General features: G+C 71.5%; 14 protein-coding genes. 8 read left to right on the forward strand and 6 right to left on the reverse strand.

The window, feature by feature from the left end:
• Positions 1-13 precede the first annotated feature (13 nt).
• The 5 genes from AC2SGK_RS07320 to AC2SGK_RS07340 all read right to left on the reverse strand — a co-directional run bounded on the left by AC2SGK_RS07320 (position 14) and on the right by AC2SGK_RS07340 (position 5,255).
• On the reverse strand, positions 14-874 hold the full coding sequence (locus tag AC2SGK_RS07320) for an ABC transporter permease (RefSeq protein ID WP_488322934.1): 861 nt from the start codon (positions 872-874) through the stop codon (positions 14-16).
• Positions 871-1,818 carry an ABC transporter permease gene (locus AC2SGK_RS07325; protein WP_488322935.1) on the reverse strand — a complete coding sequence of 316 codons (948 nt, stop codon included), beginning with the start codon at positions 1,816-1,818 and terminating at the stop codon, positions 871-873. Before AC2SGK_RS07325 ends, AC2SGK_RS07320 begins: the two co-directional genes overlap by 4 nt.
• Before the next feature lie 55 nt (positions 1,819-1,873).
• The gene (locus AC2SGK_RS07330) at positions 1,874-3,382 is read right to left on the reverse strand and encodes an ABC transporter substrate-binding protein (protein ID WP_488322936.1); all 1,509 of its coding nucleotides are present in this window, start codon (positions 3,380-3,382) and stop codon (positions 1,874-1,876) included.
• A 21-nt stretch (positions 3,383-3,403) separates the two neighbouring features.
• Positions 3,404-4,144, reverse strand: a complete 741-nt coding sequence (locus AC2SGK_RS07335; RefSeq protein WP_488323034.1) for a FadR/GntR family transcriptional regulator — start codon at positions 4,142-4,144, stop codon at positions 3,404-3,406.
• A gap of 238 nt (positions 4,145-4,382) precedes the next feature.
• Positions 4,383-5,255: a LysR family transcriptional regulator gene (locus AC2SGK_RS07340; RefSeq protein ID WP_488322937.1), complete on the reverse strand. Its 873-nt coding sequence runs from the start codon at positions 5,253-5,255 to the stop codon at positions 4,383-4,385.
• A gap of 96 nt (positions 5,256-5,351) precedes the next feature.
• Here AC2SGK_RS07340 and AC2SGK_RS07345 point away from each other — a divergent pair, with 96 nt between their 5' ends.
• The 3 genes from AC2SGK_RS07345 (at position 5,352) to AC2SGK_RS07355 (ending at position 10,477) form a co-directional block, all read left to right on the forward strand.
• Positions 5,352-6,923, forward strand: coding sequence for a proton-conducting transporter transmembrane domain-containing protein (locus AC2SGK_RS07345; RefSeq protein ID WP_488322938.1), 1,572 nt, complete (start codon positions 5,352-5,354; stop codon positions 6,921-6,923).
• Complete coding sequence (locus AC2SGK_RS07350; RefSeq protein ID WP_488322939.1) at positions 6,913-9,276, forward strand: YbcC family protein; 2,364 nt, start codon at positions 6,913-6,915, stop codon at positions 9,274-9,276. Before AC2SGK_RS07345 ends, AC2SGK_RS07350 begins: the two co-directional genes overlap by 11 nt.
• Before the next feature lie 82 nt (positions 9,277-9,358).
• On the forward strand, positions 9,359-10,477 hold the full coding sequence (locus AC2SGK_RS07355; protein WP_488322940.1) for a Fic family protein: 1,119 nt from the start codon (positions 9,359-9,361) through the stop codon (positions 10,475-10,477).
• Between the two features lie 45 nt (positions 10,478-10,522).
• Here AC2SGK_RS07355 and AC2SGK_RS07360 read toward each other — a convergent pair whose 3' ends face one another.
• Positions 10,523-12,193: an alpha/beta hydrolase gene (locus tag AC2SGK_RS07360; RefSeq protein WP_488322941.1), complete on the reverse strand. Its 1,671-nt coding sequence runs from the start codon at positions 12,191-12,193 to the stop codon at positions 10,523-10,525.
• Positions 12,194-12,397: 204 nt separating this feature from the next.
• Between AC2SGK_RS07360 and AC2SGK_RS07365 the strand changes: the two genes are divergently transcribed.
• The 5 genes from AC2SGK_RS07365 to AC2SGK_RS07385 are packed head-to-tail and all read left to right on the forward strand — an operon-like array spanning position 12,398 to position 17,220.
• Positions 12,398-13,438, forward strand: coding sequence for a LacI family DNA-binding transcriptional regulator (locus AC2SGK_RS07365; RefSeq protein ID WP_488322942.1), 1,041 nt, complete (start codon positions 12,398-12,400; stop codon positions 13,436-13,438).
• A gap of 2 nt (positions 13,439-13,440) precedes the next feature.
• Positions 13,441-14,367, forward strand: coding sequence for a substrate-binding domain-containing protein (locus tag AC2SGK_RS07370; protein WP_488322943.1), 927 nt, complete (start codon positions 13,441-13,443; stop codon positions 14,365-14,367).
• Positions 14,367-15,158 (forward strand): ATP-binding cassette domain-containing protein, encoded by a 792-nt coding sequence (locus tag AC2SGK_RS07375; RefSeq protein ID WP_488322944.1) that lies wholly within the window; start codon positions 14,367-14,369, stop codon positions 15,156-15,158. Before AC2SGK_RS07370 ends, AC2SGK_RS07375 begins: the two co-directional genes overlap by 1 nt.
• Entirely contained in the window at positions 15,158-16,159 is a 1,002-nt protein-coding gene (locus tag AC2SGK_RS07380) for an ABC transporter permease (protein WP_488322945.1), read from the forward strand. Before AC2SGK_RS07375 ends, AC2SGK_RS07380 begins: the two co-directional genes overlap by 1 nt.
• Positions 16,156-17,220 (forward strand): phosphotriesterase family protein, encoded by a 1,065-nt coding sequence (locus tag AC2SGK_RS07385; RefSeq protein WP_488322946.1) that lies wholly within the window; start codon positions 16,156-16,158, stop codon positions 17,218-17,220. The genes AC2SGK_RS07380 and AC2SGK_RS07385 overlap by 4 nt, the downstream gene beginning before the upstream one ends.
• Positions 17,221-17,225: the final 5 nt, after the last annotated feature.

The following is a 17,225-nucleotide window of genomic DNA, read 5'->3' on the forward strand; positions in this document are numbered from 1 at the left end:
GACTCCTTGAAAATCAGTGTTCGCGCGGGTCCAGCGCATCGCGCAGCCCGTCGCCGATCAGGTTGAAGCCGATGACGACCAGAAAGATCGCGGCCCCCGGCCACCAGGCCATCCAGGGCGCCTGCGTCAGGAAGTTCTTGGCCACGTTCAGCATCGACCCCCAGCTGGGCGCGGGGGCCTGCTGGCCCAGGCCCAGGAAGGACAGCGACGCCTCGGCGATGATGGCGGTGGCGATGGTCAGCGTGGCTTGCACGATGATCGGCGGCACGATGTTGGGCAGGATGTAGCGGCCCATGATCGCCATGTGGCCCAGACCGATGGCGCGGGCGCCCTCGACGTAATCCTCGGTCTTGACGGACATGACCTGCGCACGGGTCAGGCGGATGAAGATCGGCATGGCCGAGAGGCCGATTGCGATCATCGCATTGGTCAGGCTGGGCCCCAGGAAGGCGGCCAGCGCGATGGCCATGATCAGGAAGGGCATCGCCAGGAGCGCATCGGTGAAGCGCGAGATGATCGTGTCGGTCCAGCCGCCGAAATAGCCCGCGATCAGCCCGATGGGCACGCCGGTGACGACCGCGATGGCGACCGAGATCACCCCGGCCATCAGTGACGCCTGCGCGCCCCAGATCATCCTGGACAGAATGTCGCGCCCGATATCGTCCGACCCCATCCAGTATTCCGCCGAGGGCGCCTGCCGGATCGCGGTCCAGCTGGTGGCCAGCGGGTCGGCGATGGGCAGGATCGGCGCGGCCAAGGCCAGAAGGACGAAGAAGGCCACGATGATGCCGCCGACCAGGGCCGCGCGGTTGCGCCGGAACTTGCGCCAGAAGCGGCTCTTGGCGCGGGGGGCGGGCATGTCGATGGCGGTCATAGGGCGGCCCTCATGCGGGGGTTCAGCATCACCGACAGCACGTCGGCGATCAGGTTCATCAGCAAAAAGCCCACCGCCGTGCACAGCACCACGCCCTGCACCACGGCATAGTCGCGGTTGAAGACCGCATCGACGATCAGCTTGCCGAAGCCGGGGATGGTGAAGATCTGCTCGGTCAGCACCGCCCCCGCCAGCAGTTCGCCGAAGAGCAGCGCCGACAGCGTGATGACCGGCAGCAGCGCATTGCGGAAGCTGTGCTTCAGCACCACCTGGCGGCCGGTCAGGCCTTTGGCGCGCGCGGTGCGGATGTAGTCGGCCGACAGCACCCCCAGCATGGACGATCGCGTGTGCCGCATCAGCGTCGCGGCCAGCCCCGTGCCCAGCACGAAGGCGGGCATCACCATCGTCTGCAGCGAGCGCAGCGGATCGACGAAGACCGATTCATAGCCCGAGGCCGGCAGCCAGCCCAGATTGACCGAGACCAGCAGGATCAGCATGATCCCCAGCCAGAAGTTCGGGATGGACAGGCCCGACAGCGCCACGATGTTGGCGGTCCAGTCCATCACGCCGCCCTTGCGGATGGCCGCGATGATGCCCGCGGGAATCCCGATCAGAGCCGCGAAGATCATCGCCATCACGGCCAGCTGGATCGTCACCGGCAGCTTCTGCAGGATCAGCTGGCCCACCGGCTCTCCGGTGCGCAGGGAGGTGCCGAAATCGCCCGTCAGCACGCCGCCCAGCCAGTGCAGGTACTGAAGCGGCACCGGGTCGTCCAGGTTCAGCTGCTCGCGGATGCGGGCCAGGGTCTCGGGGTCGCGCTCCTCTCCGGCCATGGCCAGGACCGGGTCGCCCGGCAGCAGCATCTGCAGCCCGAAGACCAGCATCGACACGATGAGCAGCGTCGGCAGCGCGATCAGGATGCGCTTGGCGATATAGATCAGCATGGGGTTCCTTTCGCCGCAGGCCCGGACGCGGGGTCGCGCGTCCGGGCCGCGGGGGTCATTCGGCCAGCGTGACGTCCTGCAGGCGGATCATCCCGTCCGGGAAGGCGGTGAAGCCCTGCACGGCTTGGTCCAGCGCGAAGATGTAGGTCTGGTGGCCCAGATAGATCACCGGCAGGTCCTGGTTCAGGATCACCCCGGCCTCGTCGTATTTTTCCTTGCGGGCGGCGGGATCGCTCAGGGCGCGGGCCTCGTTCAGCAGGCGGTCGACCTCGGGGTTGCAGTATTTCGGGTCGTTGATGCCGCCTTCGCAGGTGACGAACTGATGCAGGTTGCCGTCCGGATCGGGACGTCCCGACCAGTCCGACCGCGACAGCTGGAAGTTGCCGGCCGTCTGTTCCGACAGCAGCGTCGCGAACTCGGTCGCGCGCAGCGACACGTCGAAGCCCGCCTCGGCCACCATGGCCTGGATCACCTGCATCATCTGGGTGACGACGGGGGTGTTGGCGTGCTGGATCTCGACCGCGACGCGGTCCTGGCCGGCCTCGGCCAGCAGGGCGCGGGCCGCCTCGACGTCGCGGGCGGGGACGGGCAGGTCCTCGTTGTACCAGGGCGAGGTCGGCGGGAAGGGCTGGTTGCCGGCCCGCGCGGTGCCCTCGAATACGACCTGGTTCAGCGCCTCGCGGTCGATCGCCAGCGAGAAGGCCTGCCGCACGCGCGCATCCTGCCCCATCGGGGTCTGGGCGCGCTCGCCATTGGCGATGTTGGCATAGATGCCCATGTAGCCCAGGCCCACCGCCTCCTGCATCTGCAGGTTCGGATCGTCGCGGACCGAGGCCACGTCGGTCGCGGCGATGCGTTCGACGATGTCCAGCTCCCCGGAACGCAGGTTGGCCAGGCGCACGGTCGTGTCGGGGATCGGGCGATAGGTCACGCGCTGGATGCTGATGCGGTCGGCGTCATAGTAATCCTCGAACTTCTCCAGCACGATGCGGTCCTGCTGGATGCGTTCGACGAACTTGAAGGGGCCCGAACAGACCGGGTTCTGGCCGAAATCGGCGCCCGCCGCCTCGGCCGCGGTGGGAGAGATCATCATGCCGGCCCGGTCCGACAGCTGCGCCAGGAGCGAGGCGTCGGGCGCGGACAGGGTGAAGGTCACCTGCATCGGCCCCGTGGCCTCGATCCCCGCGACCGAGGACAGCTCGGACTTGCGCCGCGATTCGGGCAGCGTCATCGAGCGTTCGATGTTGGCCACCACCGCCGCCGCGTCGAAGGGCGTGCCGTCATGGAAGACCACGCCCTCGCGCAGGTTCATGACCAGCTGCAGCCCGTCCTCGGACCAGCTCCAGTCTGTGGCCAGCATCGGCACGATGTTCACGTCGGCATCGACATCGACCAGCTTGTCGCACAGGCCCGCATAGACGATGCGGCCCACGAAGGTGCGCGACTGGTCGGGGTCCAGGATGTCGGCATCGTCGCTCAGCCCAATGCGCAGCTCCTGGGCTGCGGCGGGCAGGGCGGTCAGCAGGGCGGCAAGCGCGGTGGCGGTCCAAAGGTGTCTGGTCATGGCAGGTCCTTCCTGTTGGGGTCACGCATGGGCCGGTTGATCCGGCCGTCCGGTGTCGATGGGGGGCAGGTCGCCGGAGCCGAGGCGGACCAGCTTTTCCTGAAGCATGAACAGATGCACACGCATCTGTTCGGCGGCCGCCTGCGGGTCGCGGGTGGCGATGGCGTCGATGATCGCGCGGTGCTGCGCCACGGGCAGGGCGTGGCCCGCCAGCCCGCCGCGGGCGCGTTCGCGCACCGCCTGCCAGGCCGCGTCCTGGCGGATGCGGTTCACCATGTCGAACAGCGACAGGAACAGCGCGTTGCCCGCGGCCTCCGCGATCTGGCGGTGCAGGGTGCCGTCCCACAGCTCGCCCTCGTCCGCGTCCAGGCATTGCGTGATGCGGTCGGCCAGCTCGTACATGCGGGCGACCTGGGCGGGCTTGGCGCGCAGCGCGGCCAGGGCGGCCAGCTGCGGCTCGATGCGCAGCCGCACCTCCATGATCTCCAGGAAATCGGTCGCGCCGACGGGCAGGGCGGGCGGGGCGTCGGCATCGGGGGCGCCGACGAAGGTGCCCGCGCCCTGGCGGCGGGTGATGCGGCCCTCGGCCTCCAGCACCTCCAGCGCGCGTCGGATGGCGCGGCGGCCCACGCCCATCTCCTCGGCCAGCTGGCGTTCGGTGGGCAGGCGGGTGCCGTCGGGTCCGGCCGCACCGTCCAGATAGGCCCGAAGCCGTTCCAGCGCATAGGTCGAGGTGGTGTTCGGCATGTCGGTCGGGATCATCAGGGGCACCGCTGTCAGGCGAACCAATTTCTTATTGGTTCATCGTGCCATATTTCCGTCACGGTTCAAGGCCACAAATGAAACTTTGCTAAAATTGGTGCAACCAAGGCGCAACATTCCCTTTTGTGGCGGTCCTGCCGGCAATCCGAACCGCCATGTTTGCGAACCATTCCAAGGCAATGGTTTGCGCCTGCCGCATTTTTCGGCGGTTGGCGCACAGGTTCCGGGCAGATCCGGATCAGCGGTCCAGGATCTCGGCCAGAAGGGGGTTGGGAAAGCGGCGCTGCAGGGTGACGGCCAGGAAGGTCTCGGCGATGCCGTCCAGGCGCGCGGCCTCGCGCAGCAGCCCAGATTCCAGCTCGTCGCGCACGACGATGGGCGGGATGACCGCCAGACCGGCATCCGCGCGTGCCAGAAGGCGGATCATCGCCATGTCGTCCACCTCGGCCGCGATGGTGGGCGTCAGGTCCAGCCGCGCGACCAGCGCGTCGAACGAGGCGCGGATCGCGGTCTCGCGCGTGGGCAGGATCAGCGGCTGCGCGGCCAGCAGGTCGCGCAGGGCCGCGCCGGGCCGCCCGATGCGGGCGGGCGTGCCGATCAGGCCCACGGGCTGTTCGTCCAGCCGCTGCACCAGCCAGGGGCTGGCCGCGTCGCGCGCGGGCGCGAGGTTCGTCAGCACGATGTCCAGCGCCAGCCCCTGCAAGCCGCGCAGCAGCTCCTCCTGCGAGCCCGACCGCAGGATCACCTCCACGTCGCCGCGCGCGACCAGCGGGCCCAGCACCTGCATCTGGAAGTTGCGCGACAGCGTGGCCAGCGCCCCCACCCGCAGCGCCCGCCGCGCCCGGCCGGTGTCGCGCAGCGTCGCGGTCAGGTCGTCGGCGGTGCGGAAGATCGCCTCGGCATGGTCCAGCGCGATGCGCCCGGCCTCGGTCAGGACCAGCCCGCGGCCGCGCCGTTCGAACAGGTCCTGGCCCAGGGAGGCCTCCAGCGTGCGCAACTGCGTCGACAGCGCCGATTGCGACAGGTTCAGAGTGCGCGCCGCGCCGGTCAGCGTGCCGTCGCGCGCGACGGCCCGGAACAGGCGCAGATGGTGCAGGTTGATCTGGGCCATGGTTCGATCACACAGAATGGTTTGGCGCAATATAACTAATTTTCTGGTCCACGCCCAGAGGCTAGATCGGGGGCATCCCCAATCTGCAGGTGCGCCATGATCCCCATTCCCCTGTCCCTTCCCGGCCCCGCGCTGCTGCTGGCGGCGGCGCTGATCGCATTGGCCCGTCCGGGTCCGCGACCGGGCCGCCTGCCGCTGTGGTCCGAAGCCGCGGCGCTGGCCGCCCTGCTGGCCGCGCTGGCGGCCGTGGTCCAGCTGGTCCTGTCGGGGCCGCTGACGGCCGGTCCCGCCGCGCTGCCGCTGCTGCGGCTGGACGCGATCGGCGCGACGCTGACGCTGCTGGTCTCCTTCGTGGGCTGGGTGGTGATCCGCTTCTCGCGCCGCGCGCTGGACGGAGAGCCGCGCGAGGGGCGCTTTCACGCGCTGACCCTGACGGCGGTCGCCTGCGTGCTGGTGCTGGTGCAGGCGGCCAGCCTGCCGGTGCTGGCCCTGGGCCTCATCGCGGTGGGCGCGGTGCTGCGCCGGCTGCTGCTGTTCTATCCCGACCGGCCCGCCGCGCGCCGCGTTGCGGCCAAGTTCACCTTGGCCTGGGGGGCGGGCACGCTGGCCGCGGCCCTGGGCTTCGCGCTGCTTTCGCAGGCCTTCGGCACGGCGGGCATCGCCGCCCTGGGCGACGCGGCGGCGGGCGGGCTGCCGGGCATGGCGCGCGCGGGCGTGGCGCTGGTGGTGCTGGGCGCGCTGCTGACGACGGCCGCCTTTCCGCTGCACGGCTGGCTGACCGAGGTGATGGAGGCCCCGACCCCGGTCTCGGCCCTTCTGCATGCGGGCATCATCAATGCGGGCGGCGTCCTGCTGATCACGCTGTCCGAGGTCATCCGCCACAGCCCCGGCGCGATGGCGGTGCTGGTCGCCCTGGGCGGGCTGACGGCGCTGTTCGGCGCGGTGGTGATGCTGACGCAGAGCGCGGTCAAGACGGCGCTGGCCTGGTCCACGGTGGCGCAGATGGGCTTCATGCTGATGCAATGCGGGCTGGGCCTCTGGGCGCTGGCGCTGCTGCATGTGGTGGCCCATTCGCTCTACAAGGCGCATGCCTTCCTGTCCTCGGGCGGCGCGGTGCAGGCGGTGGCGGCGATCCGTCGGCCGGGCCCGGTCGCGGTGCCGGGCGCGCGGGCGGTCGGGCGGGCCTTCGCGCTGGCGCTGCTGCTCTATGCGGCGGTGGCGGCGGTCTTCGTGCTGGCCGTGGGCCCCAAGACCCCGCAGGCCCTGGCCTTGGGCGCGATGCTGATCTTCGGCGTGGCCTATCTGATCGCGCAGGGCCTGGCCGATGCGGCGCCGGGGGCGCTGACGCGGCGCACGGCGGCGGCGTCGCTGGCCGCGGCGCTGGCCTATTTCGGGTTCCAGACCGTGGCGCAGGCGCTGTGGGGGCCGTCGCTGCCCGCGGCCCCCGCGCCCGGCGCGCTGGAATGGGCGCTGATCGGGCTGGCGGTGCTGTCCTTCGGGGCGGTGGCGCTGGCGCAGGCGCTGTTCCCGCTGTGGGGGCACCACCCCTCGGTCGCGGGGATGCGCGTCCACCTGGCCAACGGCCTTTACGTCAACGCGGCGCTGGACCGGATCACCGGCGGCTTCCGCACGACCCACCCCCTCACGGAGACCCATGATGTTCGTTGACCACGCCCCCATGGCCGCGACGCTGGCCGCCCCGATCCTGGAGGCGGCCGATGCCGCCGCCCGCGCCATCCCCCCGGCCTTTCCGCTGGAGGCGACCGTCGCGGTCAACCCCTTCCTGGGCCAGGCCGGGATGGACCTCGCGCATGCGGCGGCGCTGCTGGCGCGGGTCGGCGGCGTCGCCCTGACCCAGCCCCGCGCGCAGATCGCCCGGCAGGTGGCGGCGGGCCGCATCACCGACGACGATCTGGCGGCGGCGCTGATCGCGCATCCATCGCCCCTGAAGCCCGCCGATCTGGCGCTGCTGCGGGCGCGGCTGCACGGCCCCGCGCCCGCGCCGCGCCGCCTGCCCACCGTGGCCGACCTGGCCGCGCGGGCGGGCCGCACCGACTGGCCGGGCGTCATCGCGCGCAGCACCGGGCTGTGGGCCGCGGGGCGGTTCGACGGCGGCCAGGCGCTGTGGAGCCCGCGTCCCGGAGAGGGGGCCTTCCGGTCCTGGCGGGACTGGGCCATGCACGACCTGACCCCCGAGATCGCGGGCCTGCCCGGGTTCTGCGACCATGTGGCGGGCACGCCCGACACGGCGGACCGGGCGATCCTGCGGGCCGCCGCCGCGCTTGGGATCGACGGGGCCTCGGCGCCCACGGCCTTTCACCGGCTGCTGACCGATTGGGGCGGTTGGGCGCAGCACGCGCGCTGGCTGTCCTGGCAGGCCGAGCTGTCGGGGGGCGGCGACGCGACGCTGACCGACCTGCTGGCCATCCGCCTGATCTGGGACGAGGCGCTGCTGGCCCGTCACCCCGACCTGGAGCTGGACTGGCGCGCGACGCTGGCGGCCCATGCCGAACCGGTCGCGCCCACGGCCGATCAGGTGCTGGACGCGATCCTGCAGGACGCGGCCGAGCGCGCGCATCAGCGCCGCCTGGCGGGACAGCTGGGTGCGGCGGCGGCACCCGCGGGTCGGCCCGCGATGCAGGCGGCCTTCTGCATCGACGTGCGCTCCGAGGTGCTGCGCCGCGCGCTGGAGGATCAGGACGAGGGCATCGAGACCATCGGTTTCGCGGGCTTCTTCGGCCTGCCCCTGGCCTTCCGCCCCGGGGCCAGCGACAGCGTGCAGGCCCATCTGCCGGTGCTGCTGGCGCCCCGGCTGACCGCGACCGCCCAGGGCCCCGCGCCGACGGAGGCCGCGCGCCGCATCGCTGCCCGCGCCCGGCGGGCCTGGGGCCGGTTCCGGCAGGCGGCGGTCTCCTCCTTCGCCTTCGTCGAGGCGGCGGGCCCGGCCTATGGGCCGAAGCTGCTGCGCGATGCCCTGGGGCGCGGTCATGCCCCGGACCCGGGCGGCGCGCGGCCCCGGTTCGACCCGCCTCTGCCGGCCGCCGACAAAGTCCGCCTTGCGGCGGGCATCCTGCGCGCCATGGGCCTGACCCGCGGCCACGCGCGGCTGGTGCTGCTGGTCGGGCACGGGGCGGGGATGGTGAACAACCCCCATCACAGCGCCTATCACTGCGGGGCCTGCGGCGGGCGCAGCGGCGAGGTGTCGGCCCGGCTGCTGGCCGCGCTGCTGAACGACCCCGAGACGCGGGCGGGTCTGGCAGGGCAGGGGGTCGCGCTGCCCGCCGACACGGTCTTCGTGGGCGCGCTGCATGACACGGTGACCGACCGGGTGACGCTGTTCCCGGACGGGGCCGATCAGAGCCACGCCGCCGATCTGGACCGGGCGCGCGGCTGGCTGGATGCGGCGGGACGCCGCGCCGGGGCCGAACGGGCCATGCGCCTGCCCGGCGCGGGGACGGTCCGCGATCTGGCGCGCCGCGCCCGCGATTGGTCCGAGCCGCGCCCCGAATGGGGCCTGGCCGGGTGCAGCGCCTTCATCGCCGCGCCGCGCGGGGTGACGCGGGGGCGCGACCTGGGCGGGCGGGTGTTCCTGCACAGCTATGACTGGCGCGGGGATGAGGGCTTTGCCACGCTGGAGCTGATCCTGACCGCGCCGATGATCGTGGCCAGCTGGATCAACCTGCACTATCACGGCGCGACCGTGGCGCCCGCGCTGTTCGGCGGCGGCAACAAGATGCTGCACAACGTCACCGGCGGGCTGGGCGTGGTCGAGGGCAATGGCGGCGTCCTGCGTCCCGGCCTGCCGTGGCAGGCGGTCCATGACGGCATCCGCCCCGCGCATGAGCCGCTGCGCCTGTCCGTCCTGCTGGAGGCGCCCGCCGAGGCGATCGACCGCATCCTGGCCGCGCATGAGATGCCGCGCCAGCTGGTCGATCACGGCTGGATCAGCCTCTTCGCGCTGAGTGACGGGCGCATGACGGCGCGGCGGAGGCCGGGCGGTGGGTGGCAGGCGCCGCATTGACCGGGGCGTGAGGGGAATGGCGCGTACCATTCCCCTCATGAATGGGCTTTCCTTGAGGGGAAAGCGCGAGCATGATCGCCGCATGACCCTGTGGACCGATCTGGCCTGGCCGAACTTCACCCATGATGCCGCGCGCACCGAAGGGCCGCTGGCGGCGTTTTCGGCGCGGCTCGGCGCCATCGCCGGGCTGCAGGCCGCGCTGACCCCCGATGAGCGGCGCGAGGCCTTCCTGCGCGCCGTGACGATGGAGGCCGTCGCCTCCTTCGCGATCGAGGGCGCCAGCCTGCCCGCGGCGCAGGTCCAGGCCTCGGTCGTGGCGTCGCTGGCGCATCGCGGGGCCGAGCCACAACGGCGCAGCGACGCGATCGCCGACCTGATGCTTCAGGCGCGGGCGGGCGACGGTCCGATGCGGGCCGAGACGCTGTGGCACTGGCACCGCCTGCTGTTCCACGGCATCGAAGTCGAGGACAAGGGACGCTGGCGGCGCTTCGATATGGTCATCACCCGCAGCAATGCCGCCGGGCGCGAGGATGTCCTCTATGCCGCGCCGCCGCCCGACCGGGTGCCCGCGATGATGGACGACTTTCTGGCCGCGCTAGAGGCCGACCGCCGGCCCCTGCCGATCCGCGCGGCCATCGCGCATCTGTGGTTCGAATCGATCCACCCCTTCTCGGACGGCAACGGCCGGCTTGGCCGGGCGCTGGTCGAGCATGTCTTCGCGCGCGAGGCGGCGCTGCCCTTCTCGCTCTCGCGCCAGATCGAGGCGGACAAGCGCGGCTATTACGCGGCGCTGCAGGCGGGGCGGCGGGTGGCGGGCGGGGTGATCGACGCGACCCCCTTCGTGCTTTGGTTCCTGGAGCGGCTGATCGCGGGGGTCGATGCGGCGGTGGGGGATGCGCGCTTTCTGGTGCGCCGCAACGCCTTCTTCCTGCGCCACGCGATGCCGGCGCGGGCCGAGGCGGTGCTGCGCCGCCTGTTCGCCGAAGGGCCGGGCCGGGTGGCGCAGGGCATCTCGGCCGCGCCCTATGCGCGCATCGCGGGCGTGTCGGCCGCGACGGCCACCCGCGACCTGGCCGAGCTGGAGGCGGCGGGCATCCTGCGCCGCGGCCCGGAGGGCGGCCGCTCCACCCGCTACCTGCTGGTGCTGCCCGACGATGCGCCCGATTTCGGCGGGCTGCAAGCCGCTGATCCGACGCGCTGATCCGCGACTTCCCCCGGAACTGTCCCCAGAAATTGTGGATAACCGTCAGGGCACCGCCTGTGCCTGCCGGGCCAGGAAATGCGCCCGCAGCCGGGCCAGACGCTCCGGCGTCCAGCCGGGCGGGTCGGTCACGGCCAGCCAGGCCTCGATATGGTCGGCGGGGGCATAGACATGCCCGTGACCCATCGGCACCTCCAGCGCGATGGCCATGTCGAAGGCCAGCTGCAGCTGGGTGATGACCGGATACCAGCGCAGGTCGTCCGACACCTCGGGGGCGCGCGGGTGGTCCAGCCAGTCGGGCGGTCGGATCGCGCTGTCGGGGCGGAAGAACACGATCGGGTCGCTGCCGTATTGCAGATAGACGATGCGCACCTGCCCCCAAGGGCCGCCGTCGCGCAGCACCTGCCGCCCGTCGGTGAAGCGCACCGCCTCTCCGGTCGTCAGCCGCGGCAGCCAGGCCGGAGAGCCGGGGTCGCGTTCCGCCGTCAGGCTCTGCCACAGCGGGCTGACGAAGGGCGGGCCGACCCACAGCGCGCCGTCGATGGGCCGGTCCAGCATCTCGTGCAGGCGCAGCGACTGCTGCGAGCTGTGCGCCCCGAGGCTGAGCCCGTAGAGATAGAGCCGCGGCCGCGTCTCGGCCGGCAGTTGCTGCCAGCGGCGGTGGACGGCGCCGAAGAGCGCCCGGCCAGCCTCGGCCGACTGTTCGGGCTGCACCAGAAGCGAGATCCAGCTTTGCAGATAGGAATACTGCATCGCGACGGTGGCCACGTCGCCGTGGTTCAGATGCTCCAGCGGCTCCATCGCGGCGGGGTCCATCCAGCCGGTGCCGGTGGGCATGGCCACGACCAGGGCCGCGCGGTCGAACCCACCCGCGCGCTCCAGCTCGGCCACGGCCAGGTCGGCGCGGGCGGTCAGGTTGTCGGCGGCGTTCAGCCCGACATAGACGCGCAGCGGCTGCCGGGCGGGCAGGCCGGTCACGGCGCTGATCGCCGCGGGGTCCGGGGTGGCGCCGACGAAGATGCGCCCCTCGCGGCCCAGGTCCTGCCAGGCGACCAGCGATTGCGGGCTGCCTGTCTGCCAGGCTCGGGTCGGCGCGACCTGATCGGCGGGGATCAGGTCGTCCAGCGCCTGCGCCGAGGCATCCACGCTGGCCACGACATTACGCAGCAGCACGCCGCTGAACAGCTGCCAGGCCACGAACACCGTGACCAGCGCGCCCAGCACCCGCGCCTGCCGCGGCGGCAGGACCTGCGCGATGCGGCGGCTGATCTGGCGCCCCGCCGCGGCCAGCAGCTTGCCCACGATCAGCAGGGCGGCCGCCACCGCCGTGCCCAGACCCGCCACGACCAGCGGCGCCGAGCCTTCGGAGGGGGGCAGCGTCATGACCGCGCGGATGTCGTTCTGCCACTGGGCCGAGCGGATCAGGAACAGCGTCACGATGACCAGCGCCGCCGCCCCCATCAGCGGCACCAGAAGCCGCGCCTGCCGGTCGCTGGCCTGCGGCAGCTGCATGTAGCGCCACAGCCCCCCCGCCAGCACCATCAGCCCGTATCCGGCGGCAAAGCAGAACCCGGCCAGGATGCCCTGGATCTCGGGGCTGCGGGGGATCAGGCTGGGGGTCAGCGACCCGGCGACGAACAGCGCGCCCGTGACCAGGCCCACGCCCGAGGTCCGCCGGTCCAGCCAGTCCACCACATGCAGAAACCGCCGCGCCATCCGTCCTCCTTGCGTCCCGTCGCAGCAATCACCGCCCGCCCGCCCGCGTCAAGGGGGCGGCGGCGGCCGCGCCTCTGCCCTGTTTTCGGGCAGCGCCGCGGGACCACGCGGATGCCGCTTGCCAGAATGCGCGAATCACCGCATCGTGACCTTATAAACCAGTTTACTAAACCGATTTATCGGTGCCGCTGACAGGGAGTGCGCATGGCGAACCTTCAGGATGTCGCGACGGCCGCCGGGGTCTCCAAGGCCACCGTGTCGCGCTATCTGAACGGCTCGCTGGAGCTGCCGGAGCGGACGGCGGGGGCGATCGACCGGGCCATCAAGGCGCTGGACTATCGCCCGAACCCGCATGCGCGCCGGCTGAGCCTGGGGCGGTCGGACACGATCGCGCTGATCGTGCCGGACATCTCGACGCCGTTCTTCGCCACGATGGTGGGCGCGGTCGAGGAGGCCGCCTCCGCGCGCGGCCTGTCGCTGGCGCTTTACGCCACGCTGAACCGCCCCGAACGCGAGCTGTCCTATCTGGACCTGGTGCGGACGGGCCATGCCGACGGGCTGATCTTCATCACCAATCACGAGGGCAGCCGCGCGCTGGCCGAGCGCATCGACCGCCTGCCGCGCTGCGTGATCGTGGACGAGGACGTGCCCGGCGCGGTCGCGCCGCGGATCTTCTGCGACAACCGTCAGGGCGGGCTGCTGGCCGCGCGGTACCTGACCCGGTCGGGCCATCGCCACGTGATGTTCGTGGGCGGGATCGAGGGCATGGTCAGCGGCGCGCGCCGCCATCAGGGCTTTGCCGCCGGCATGGCCGAGGCCCCCGACCCCTGCCGGATCGACCGCCTGCAGGGGCACTACACCATCGAGGCCGGGCGCGACGCGGGCCGCGCGTGGCTGGCCAGGCCCGCCCATACGCGGCCGACCGCGATCTTTGCCACCTCGGACGAGCTGGTGATCGGCCTCTACGAGGTCCTGTCGGGGGCGGGCGTCGCCATTCCGCAGGAGGTCTCGGTCATCGGCTTCGACGATGTCGGGCCGCTGCATCTTTTCGCGCCGGCCGTCACGGCCGTGCGCCAACCCGTCCGCGAGCTGGGACAGCAGGCGCTGGAGCTGCTGCTGTCCCTGGACGGGACCGATCCTGAAAGGCACCCGCCAGAGGTGCTGCTGGATGTCACGCTGATCGAGCGCGCCTCCGTCGCGCCGCCGATCCGCGCCTTCGAACCCAACCGTAACAGCGAGGACTGAAGATGACGACCCGTACCCGCCGCACCCTTGGTGCGCTGACCACCGCCGGCCTGATCGCCGCCGCCCTGCCCGCGCTGGCGCAGGAGGGCCGGACCTTCGCGCTGGTCCAGATCAACCAGCAGGCCCTGTTCTTCAACGACATGAACCGCGGCGCGCAGGAGGCGGCCGACGCCGCGGGCGCCGAACTCCTGATCTTCAACGCCAACAACGACCCCGCGGCGCAGAACAGTGCCATCGAGACCTACATCCAGGAGGGCGTGGACGGCATCGCGGTCGTGGCCATCGACGTGAACGGCATCATGCCCGCCGTGCAGCAGGCGGTCGATGCGGGCATCCCGGTGGTGGCCATCGACGCGATCCTGCCCGAAGGCCCGCAATCCGCGCAGATCGGCGTGGACAACGCGCAGGCCGGGGCGGACCTGGCGGCGGTGGTGAACGGCGCGGCGGATGCCACGAAGCTGGGCATCGTGGGGGCGCTGAACTCGTTCATCCAGAACCTGCGCAAGGACGGGTTCGAGGGTGCGCTGGACGCGGCAAAGGTCACCGTCGCGGGCACCGTGGACGGCCAGAACGTGCAGGACACCGCCCTGGGCGCGGCCGAGAACCTGATCACCGCCAATCCCGACCTGACCGCGATCTATGCCACGGGCGAGCCGGCCCTGCTGGGCGCCATCGCCGCGGTCGAGAGCCAGGGGCGGCAGGCCGATGTGGCGATCTATGGCTGGGACCTGACGGCGCAGGCCATCGCCGGGATCGACGCGGGCTATGTCAAGGCGGTGATCCAGCAGGACCCGGCCGGCATGGGTGCCGCCGCCGTCGAGGCCCTGGGCACGCTGGCCGATGGCGGCACGGTCGAGCCGGTGATCTCGGTCCCGGTCACCATCGTGACGCAGGAGAATGTCGAGCCCTATCGCGCGGCCTTCCAGTGATGGCAGCCGCGCCTTCGACCGCGGCCCGGCGGGGGGAGGTCTCCCCCGCCGATGCGCCCGGCCCCGCCGTCCTGTCGCTGCGGGGCATCACCAAGACCTTCGGCTCTCACCAGGCGCTGCGCGGGGTCGATCTGGACATCCGCGCGGGCGAATGCATCGGCCTGATCGGCGACAATGCGGCGGGCAAGTCCACGCTCTCCAAGGTCATGTCCGGCACCTATGTCCCCGATGGCGGGCAGATCCTGCTGGAGGGGCGGCCGGTCCGCTTCGCGACCCCCTCCGAGGCCCGCGCCGAGCGGATCGAGATGGTCTATCAGGACCTGGCGCTGTGCGATCACGTCGATGTGGTGGGCAACCTGTTCCTGGGCCGGGAGCTGCGGCGCGGGCCGTTCCTGGACCAGCCCCGCATGCTGGCCGAGGCGCAGCGGATGCTGGCCGCGCTGGAGATCCGCATCCCGCGCCTGACCGCCAAGGTGGAGAAGCTGTCGGGCGGCCAGCGCCAGGCCATCGCCATCGCCCGCGCCGCCAGCTTCGACCCCAGGGTGCTGATCATGGACGAACCCACCTCGGCCCTGGCCGTGGCCGAGGTCGAGGCCGTGCTGGCCCTGATCAACCGGGTCAAGGCGCGCGGCGTGGCGGTCGTGCTGGTCACGCACCGCATGCAGGACCTGTTCCGCGTCTGCGACCGCATCGCCGTCATGTACGAGGGCACCAAGGTCGCCGAACGCCGGACCGGGGACACCACCCTTCAGGAACTGGTCGACCTGATCGTCGGCAAAGGGGGCCATTAATGTCCGTCTATACTGAACGCAAGGCCGGATCGCCGCTGGCCGATTTCGTGGGCGAACATGCGCAGGTCCTGTCCATCGCGCTGTTCTTCCTGCTGTGCATGGCGGTCTTCGGGCTGGCCAGTTCGACCTTTCTCAGCGCGGGCAACCTGCTGAACGTGCTGCGCCAGGCCGCGCCCATCCTGATCGTGGCGGTCGCTATGACGCTGGTCATCACCACCGCGGGGATCGACCTGTCGGTCGGATCGCAGGTGGCGCTGGTCAACGCGGTCTGCGCCATCGCCATCGGCGCGGGCCTGCCCTGGCCGGTCGTGGTGCTGCTGATGCTGGCCCTGGGCGCGGGGGTCGGCGCGGCGCAGGGCTGGTTCATCGCCTATCAGGGCATCCCGGCCTTCATCGTGACGCTGGCGGGCCTGTCGATTCTGCGCGGGGTCGCGCTCTATCTGACCGAGGGCTATTCGATCCCCGTCACCGGGGTGCCCGGCTTCCTGTGGCTGGGGCGCGGCACGCTGGCGGGGGTTCCGGTCCCGGCGATCATCGCGCTGCTGATCGCCGCCCTGGGCTTCGTCGTGATGCTGCGCACCCAATACGGCCGCCAGGTCGTCGCGGTGGGCTCGAACATGGAGGCCGCGCGTCGGGTGGGCATGCCCGCGAAACGCGTGCTGGCCTCGGTCTATGTCGTAGCGGGGCTGGCCTCCGCCGTGGCGGGCATGCTGATCGCGGCGCGGCTTGGCTCCGGCTCGTCGAACGCGGCGCAGGGGTTCGAGCTGCAGGTGATCGCCGCCGTGGTGCTGGGCGGCACGTCGCTGATGGGCGGCAAGGCCTCGATGCTGGGCACCGTCCTCGGCACGATGACCATCGCGGTGATCGGCAACGGGCTGATCCTGTTGCACATCTCTCCGTTCTTCACGCAGATCGTGACGGGCGCGATCATCCTGGTCGCCATCTGGCTGAACACCAGGCTGTTCGACCGGGGCCTGCGCTTCGGGAGGGCGCGCGGATGAGCGAGCTGTCCCCCTGCCATGTCCGGTCGGGCCGGGTGATGACCGTCACCGGCCCGATCCCCTCGGCCGATCTGGGCCACACGCTGATGCACGAGCATCTGCAGAACGACTGCCGCTGCTGGTGGAACGCGCCCACGGACCCGGCGCGGCAATATCTGGCCGACAGCCCGGTCGGCATAGAGATCCTGTCCGAATTGCGCCAGGACCCGTTCGTGAACCGCCACAACATTGCGCTGGACGACCCCGACCTGGCCATCGCGGAGCTGCGCGCCTTCACCGCCGCGGGCGGGCGCAGCGTGGTGGACCCGACCTGCCGCGGCATCGGGCGCGACCCCGCGACCCTGCGCCGGATCGCCGGGGAAACCGGGCTCAACATCGTGATGGGTGCGGGCTATTACCTGGCCAGCTCCATGCCGGACACGGTGGCGCGCCTCTCCATCGACGCCATCGCGGATCAGATCGTGGCCGAGGCGCTGACCGGCACCGACGGCACGGATGCCCGCATCGGCCTGATCGGAGAGATCGGCGTGTCGTCCGACTTCACCCCCGAGGAGGAGAAGTCGCTCCGCGGCGCGGCGCGGGCGCAGGCGCGCACCGGCCTGCCGCTGATGGTGCATCTGCCGGGCTGGTTCCGGCTTGGGCACCGCGTGCTGGACGTGGTCGAATCCGAGGGCGGGGACTTGCGCCACACGGTTCTGTGCCACATGAACCCCTCGCATGACGATCCGGTCTATCAGGCGACGCTGGCGCAGCGGGGTGCCTTCGTCGAGTTCGACATGATCGGCATGGATTTCTTCTATGCCGATCAGGGGGTGCAGTGCCCGTCCGACGACCAGGTCGCCCGCGCCATCCTGGGCCTGACCGAACAGGGGTTTCTGGACCGCATCCTGCTGTCGCAGGACGTGTTCATCAAGATGATGCTGACCCGATACGGCGGCAACGGCTACGCCTTCGTCACCCGCCATTTCCTGCCGCGCCTGATGCGCCACGGCCTGTCCGCCTCCGACTGCGACCGGCTGATGGTCGCCAATCCGCGCCGCGTCTTCGACGCCACCTTCTGACATCC

It is taken from the genome of Paracoccus sp. NIOT.M2S5SZ12 (assembly GCF_057748165.1).

Bases quoted from the DNA above. Each gene is read 5' to 3' on its own strand.
- AC2SGK_RS07320 (WP_488322934.1), bottom strand. From the start codon at position 874: ATGACCGCCATCGACATGCCCGCCCCCCGCGCCAAGAGCCGCTTCTGG.
- AC2SGK_RS07325 (WP_488322935.1), bottom strand. From the start codon at position 1,818: ATGCTGATCTATATCGCCAAGCGCATCCTGATCGCGCTGCCGACGCTG.
- AC2SGK_RS07330 (WP_488322936.1), bottom strand. From the start codon at position 3,382: ATGACCAGACACCTTTGGACCGCCACCGCGCTTGCCGCCCTGCTGACC.
- AC2SGK_RS07335 (WP_488323034.1), bottom strand. From the start codon at position 4,144: ATGATCCCGACCGACATGCCGAACACCACCTCGACCTATGCGCTGGAA.
- AC2SGK_RS07340 (WP_488322937.1), bottom strand. From the start codon at position 5,255: ATGGCCCAGATCAACCTGCACCATCTGCGCCTGTTCCGGGCCGTCGCG.
- AC2SGK_RS07345 (WP_488322938.1), top strand. From the start codon at position 5,352: ATGATCCCCATTCCCCTGTCCCTTCCCGGCCCCGCGCTGCTGCTGGCG.
- AC2SGK_RS07350 (WP_488322939.1), top strand. From the start codon at position 6,913: ATGTTCGTTGACCACGCCCCCATGGCCGCGACGCTGGCCGCCCCGATC.
- AC2SGK_RS07355 (WP_488322940.1), top strand. From the start codon at position 9,359: ATGACCCTGTGGACCGATCTGGCCTGGCCGAACTTCACCCATGATGCC.
- AC2SGK_RS07360 (WP_488322941.1), bottom strand. From the start codon at position 12,193: ATGGCGCGGCGGTTTCTGCATGTGGTGGACTGGCTGGACCGGCGGACC.
- AC2SGK_RS07365 (WP_488322942.1), top strand. From the start codon at position 12,398: ATGGCGAACCTTCAGGATGTCGCGACGGCCGCCGGGGTCTCCAAGGCC.
- AC2SGK_RS07370 (WP_488322943.1), top strand. From the start codon at position 13,441: ATGACGACCCGTACCCGCCGCACCCTTGGTGCGCTGACCACCGCCGGC.
- AC2SGK_RS07375 (WP_488322944.1), top strand. From the start codon at position 14,367: ATGGCAGCCGCGCCTTCGACCGCGGCCCGGCGGGGGGAGGTCTCCCCC.
- AC2SGK_RS07380 (WP_488322945.1), top strand. From the start codon at position 15,158: ATGTCCGTCTATACTGAACGCAAGGCCGGATCGCCGCTGGCCGATTTC.
- AC2SGK_RS07385 (WP_488322946.1), top strand. From the start codon at position 16,156: ATGAGCGAGCTGTCCCCCTGCCATGTCCGGTCGGGCCGGGTGATGACC.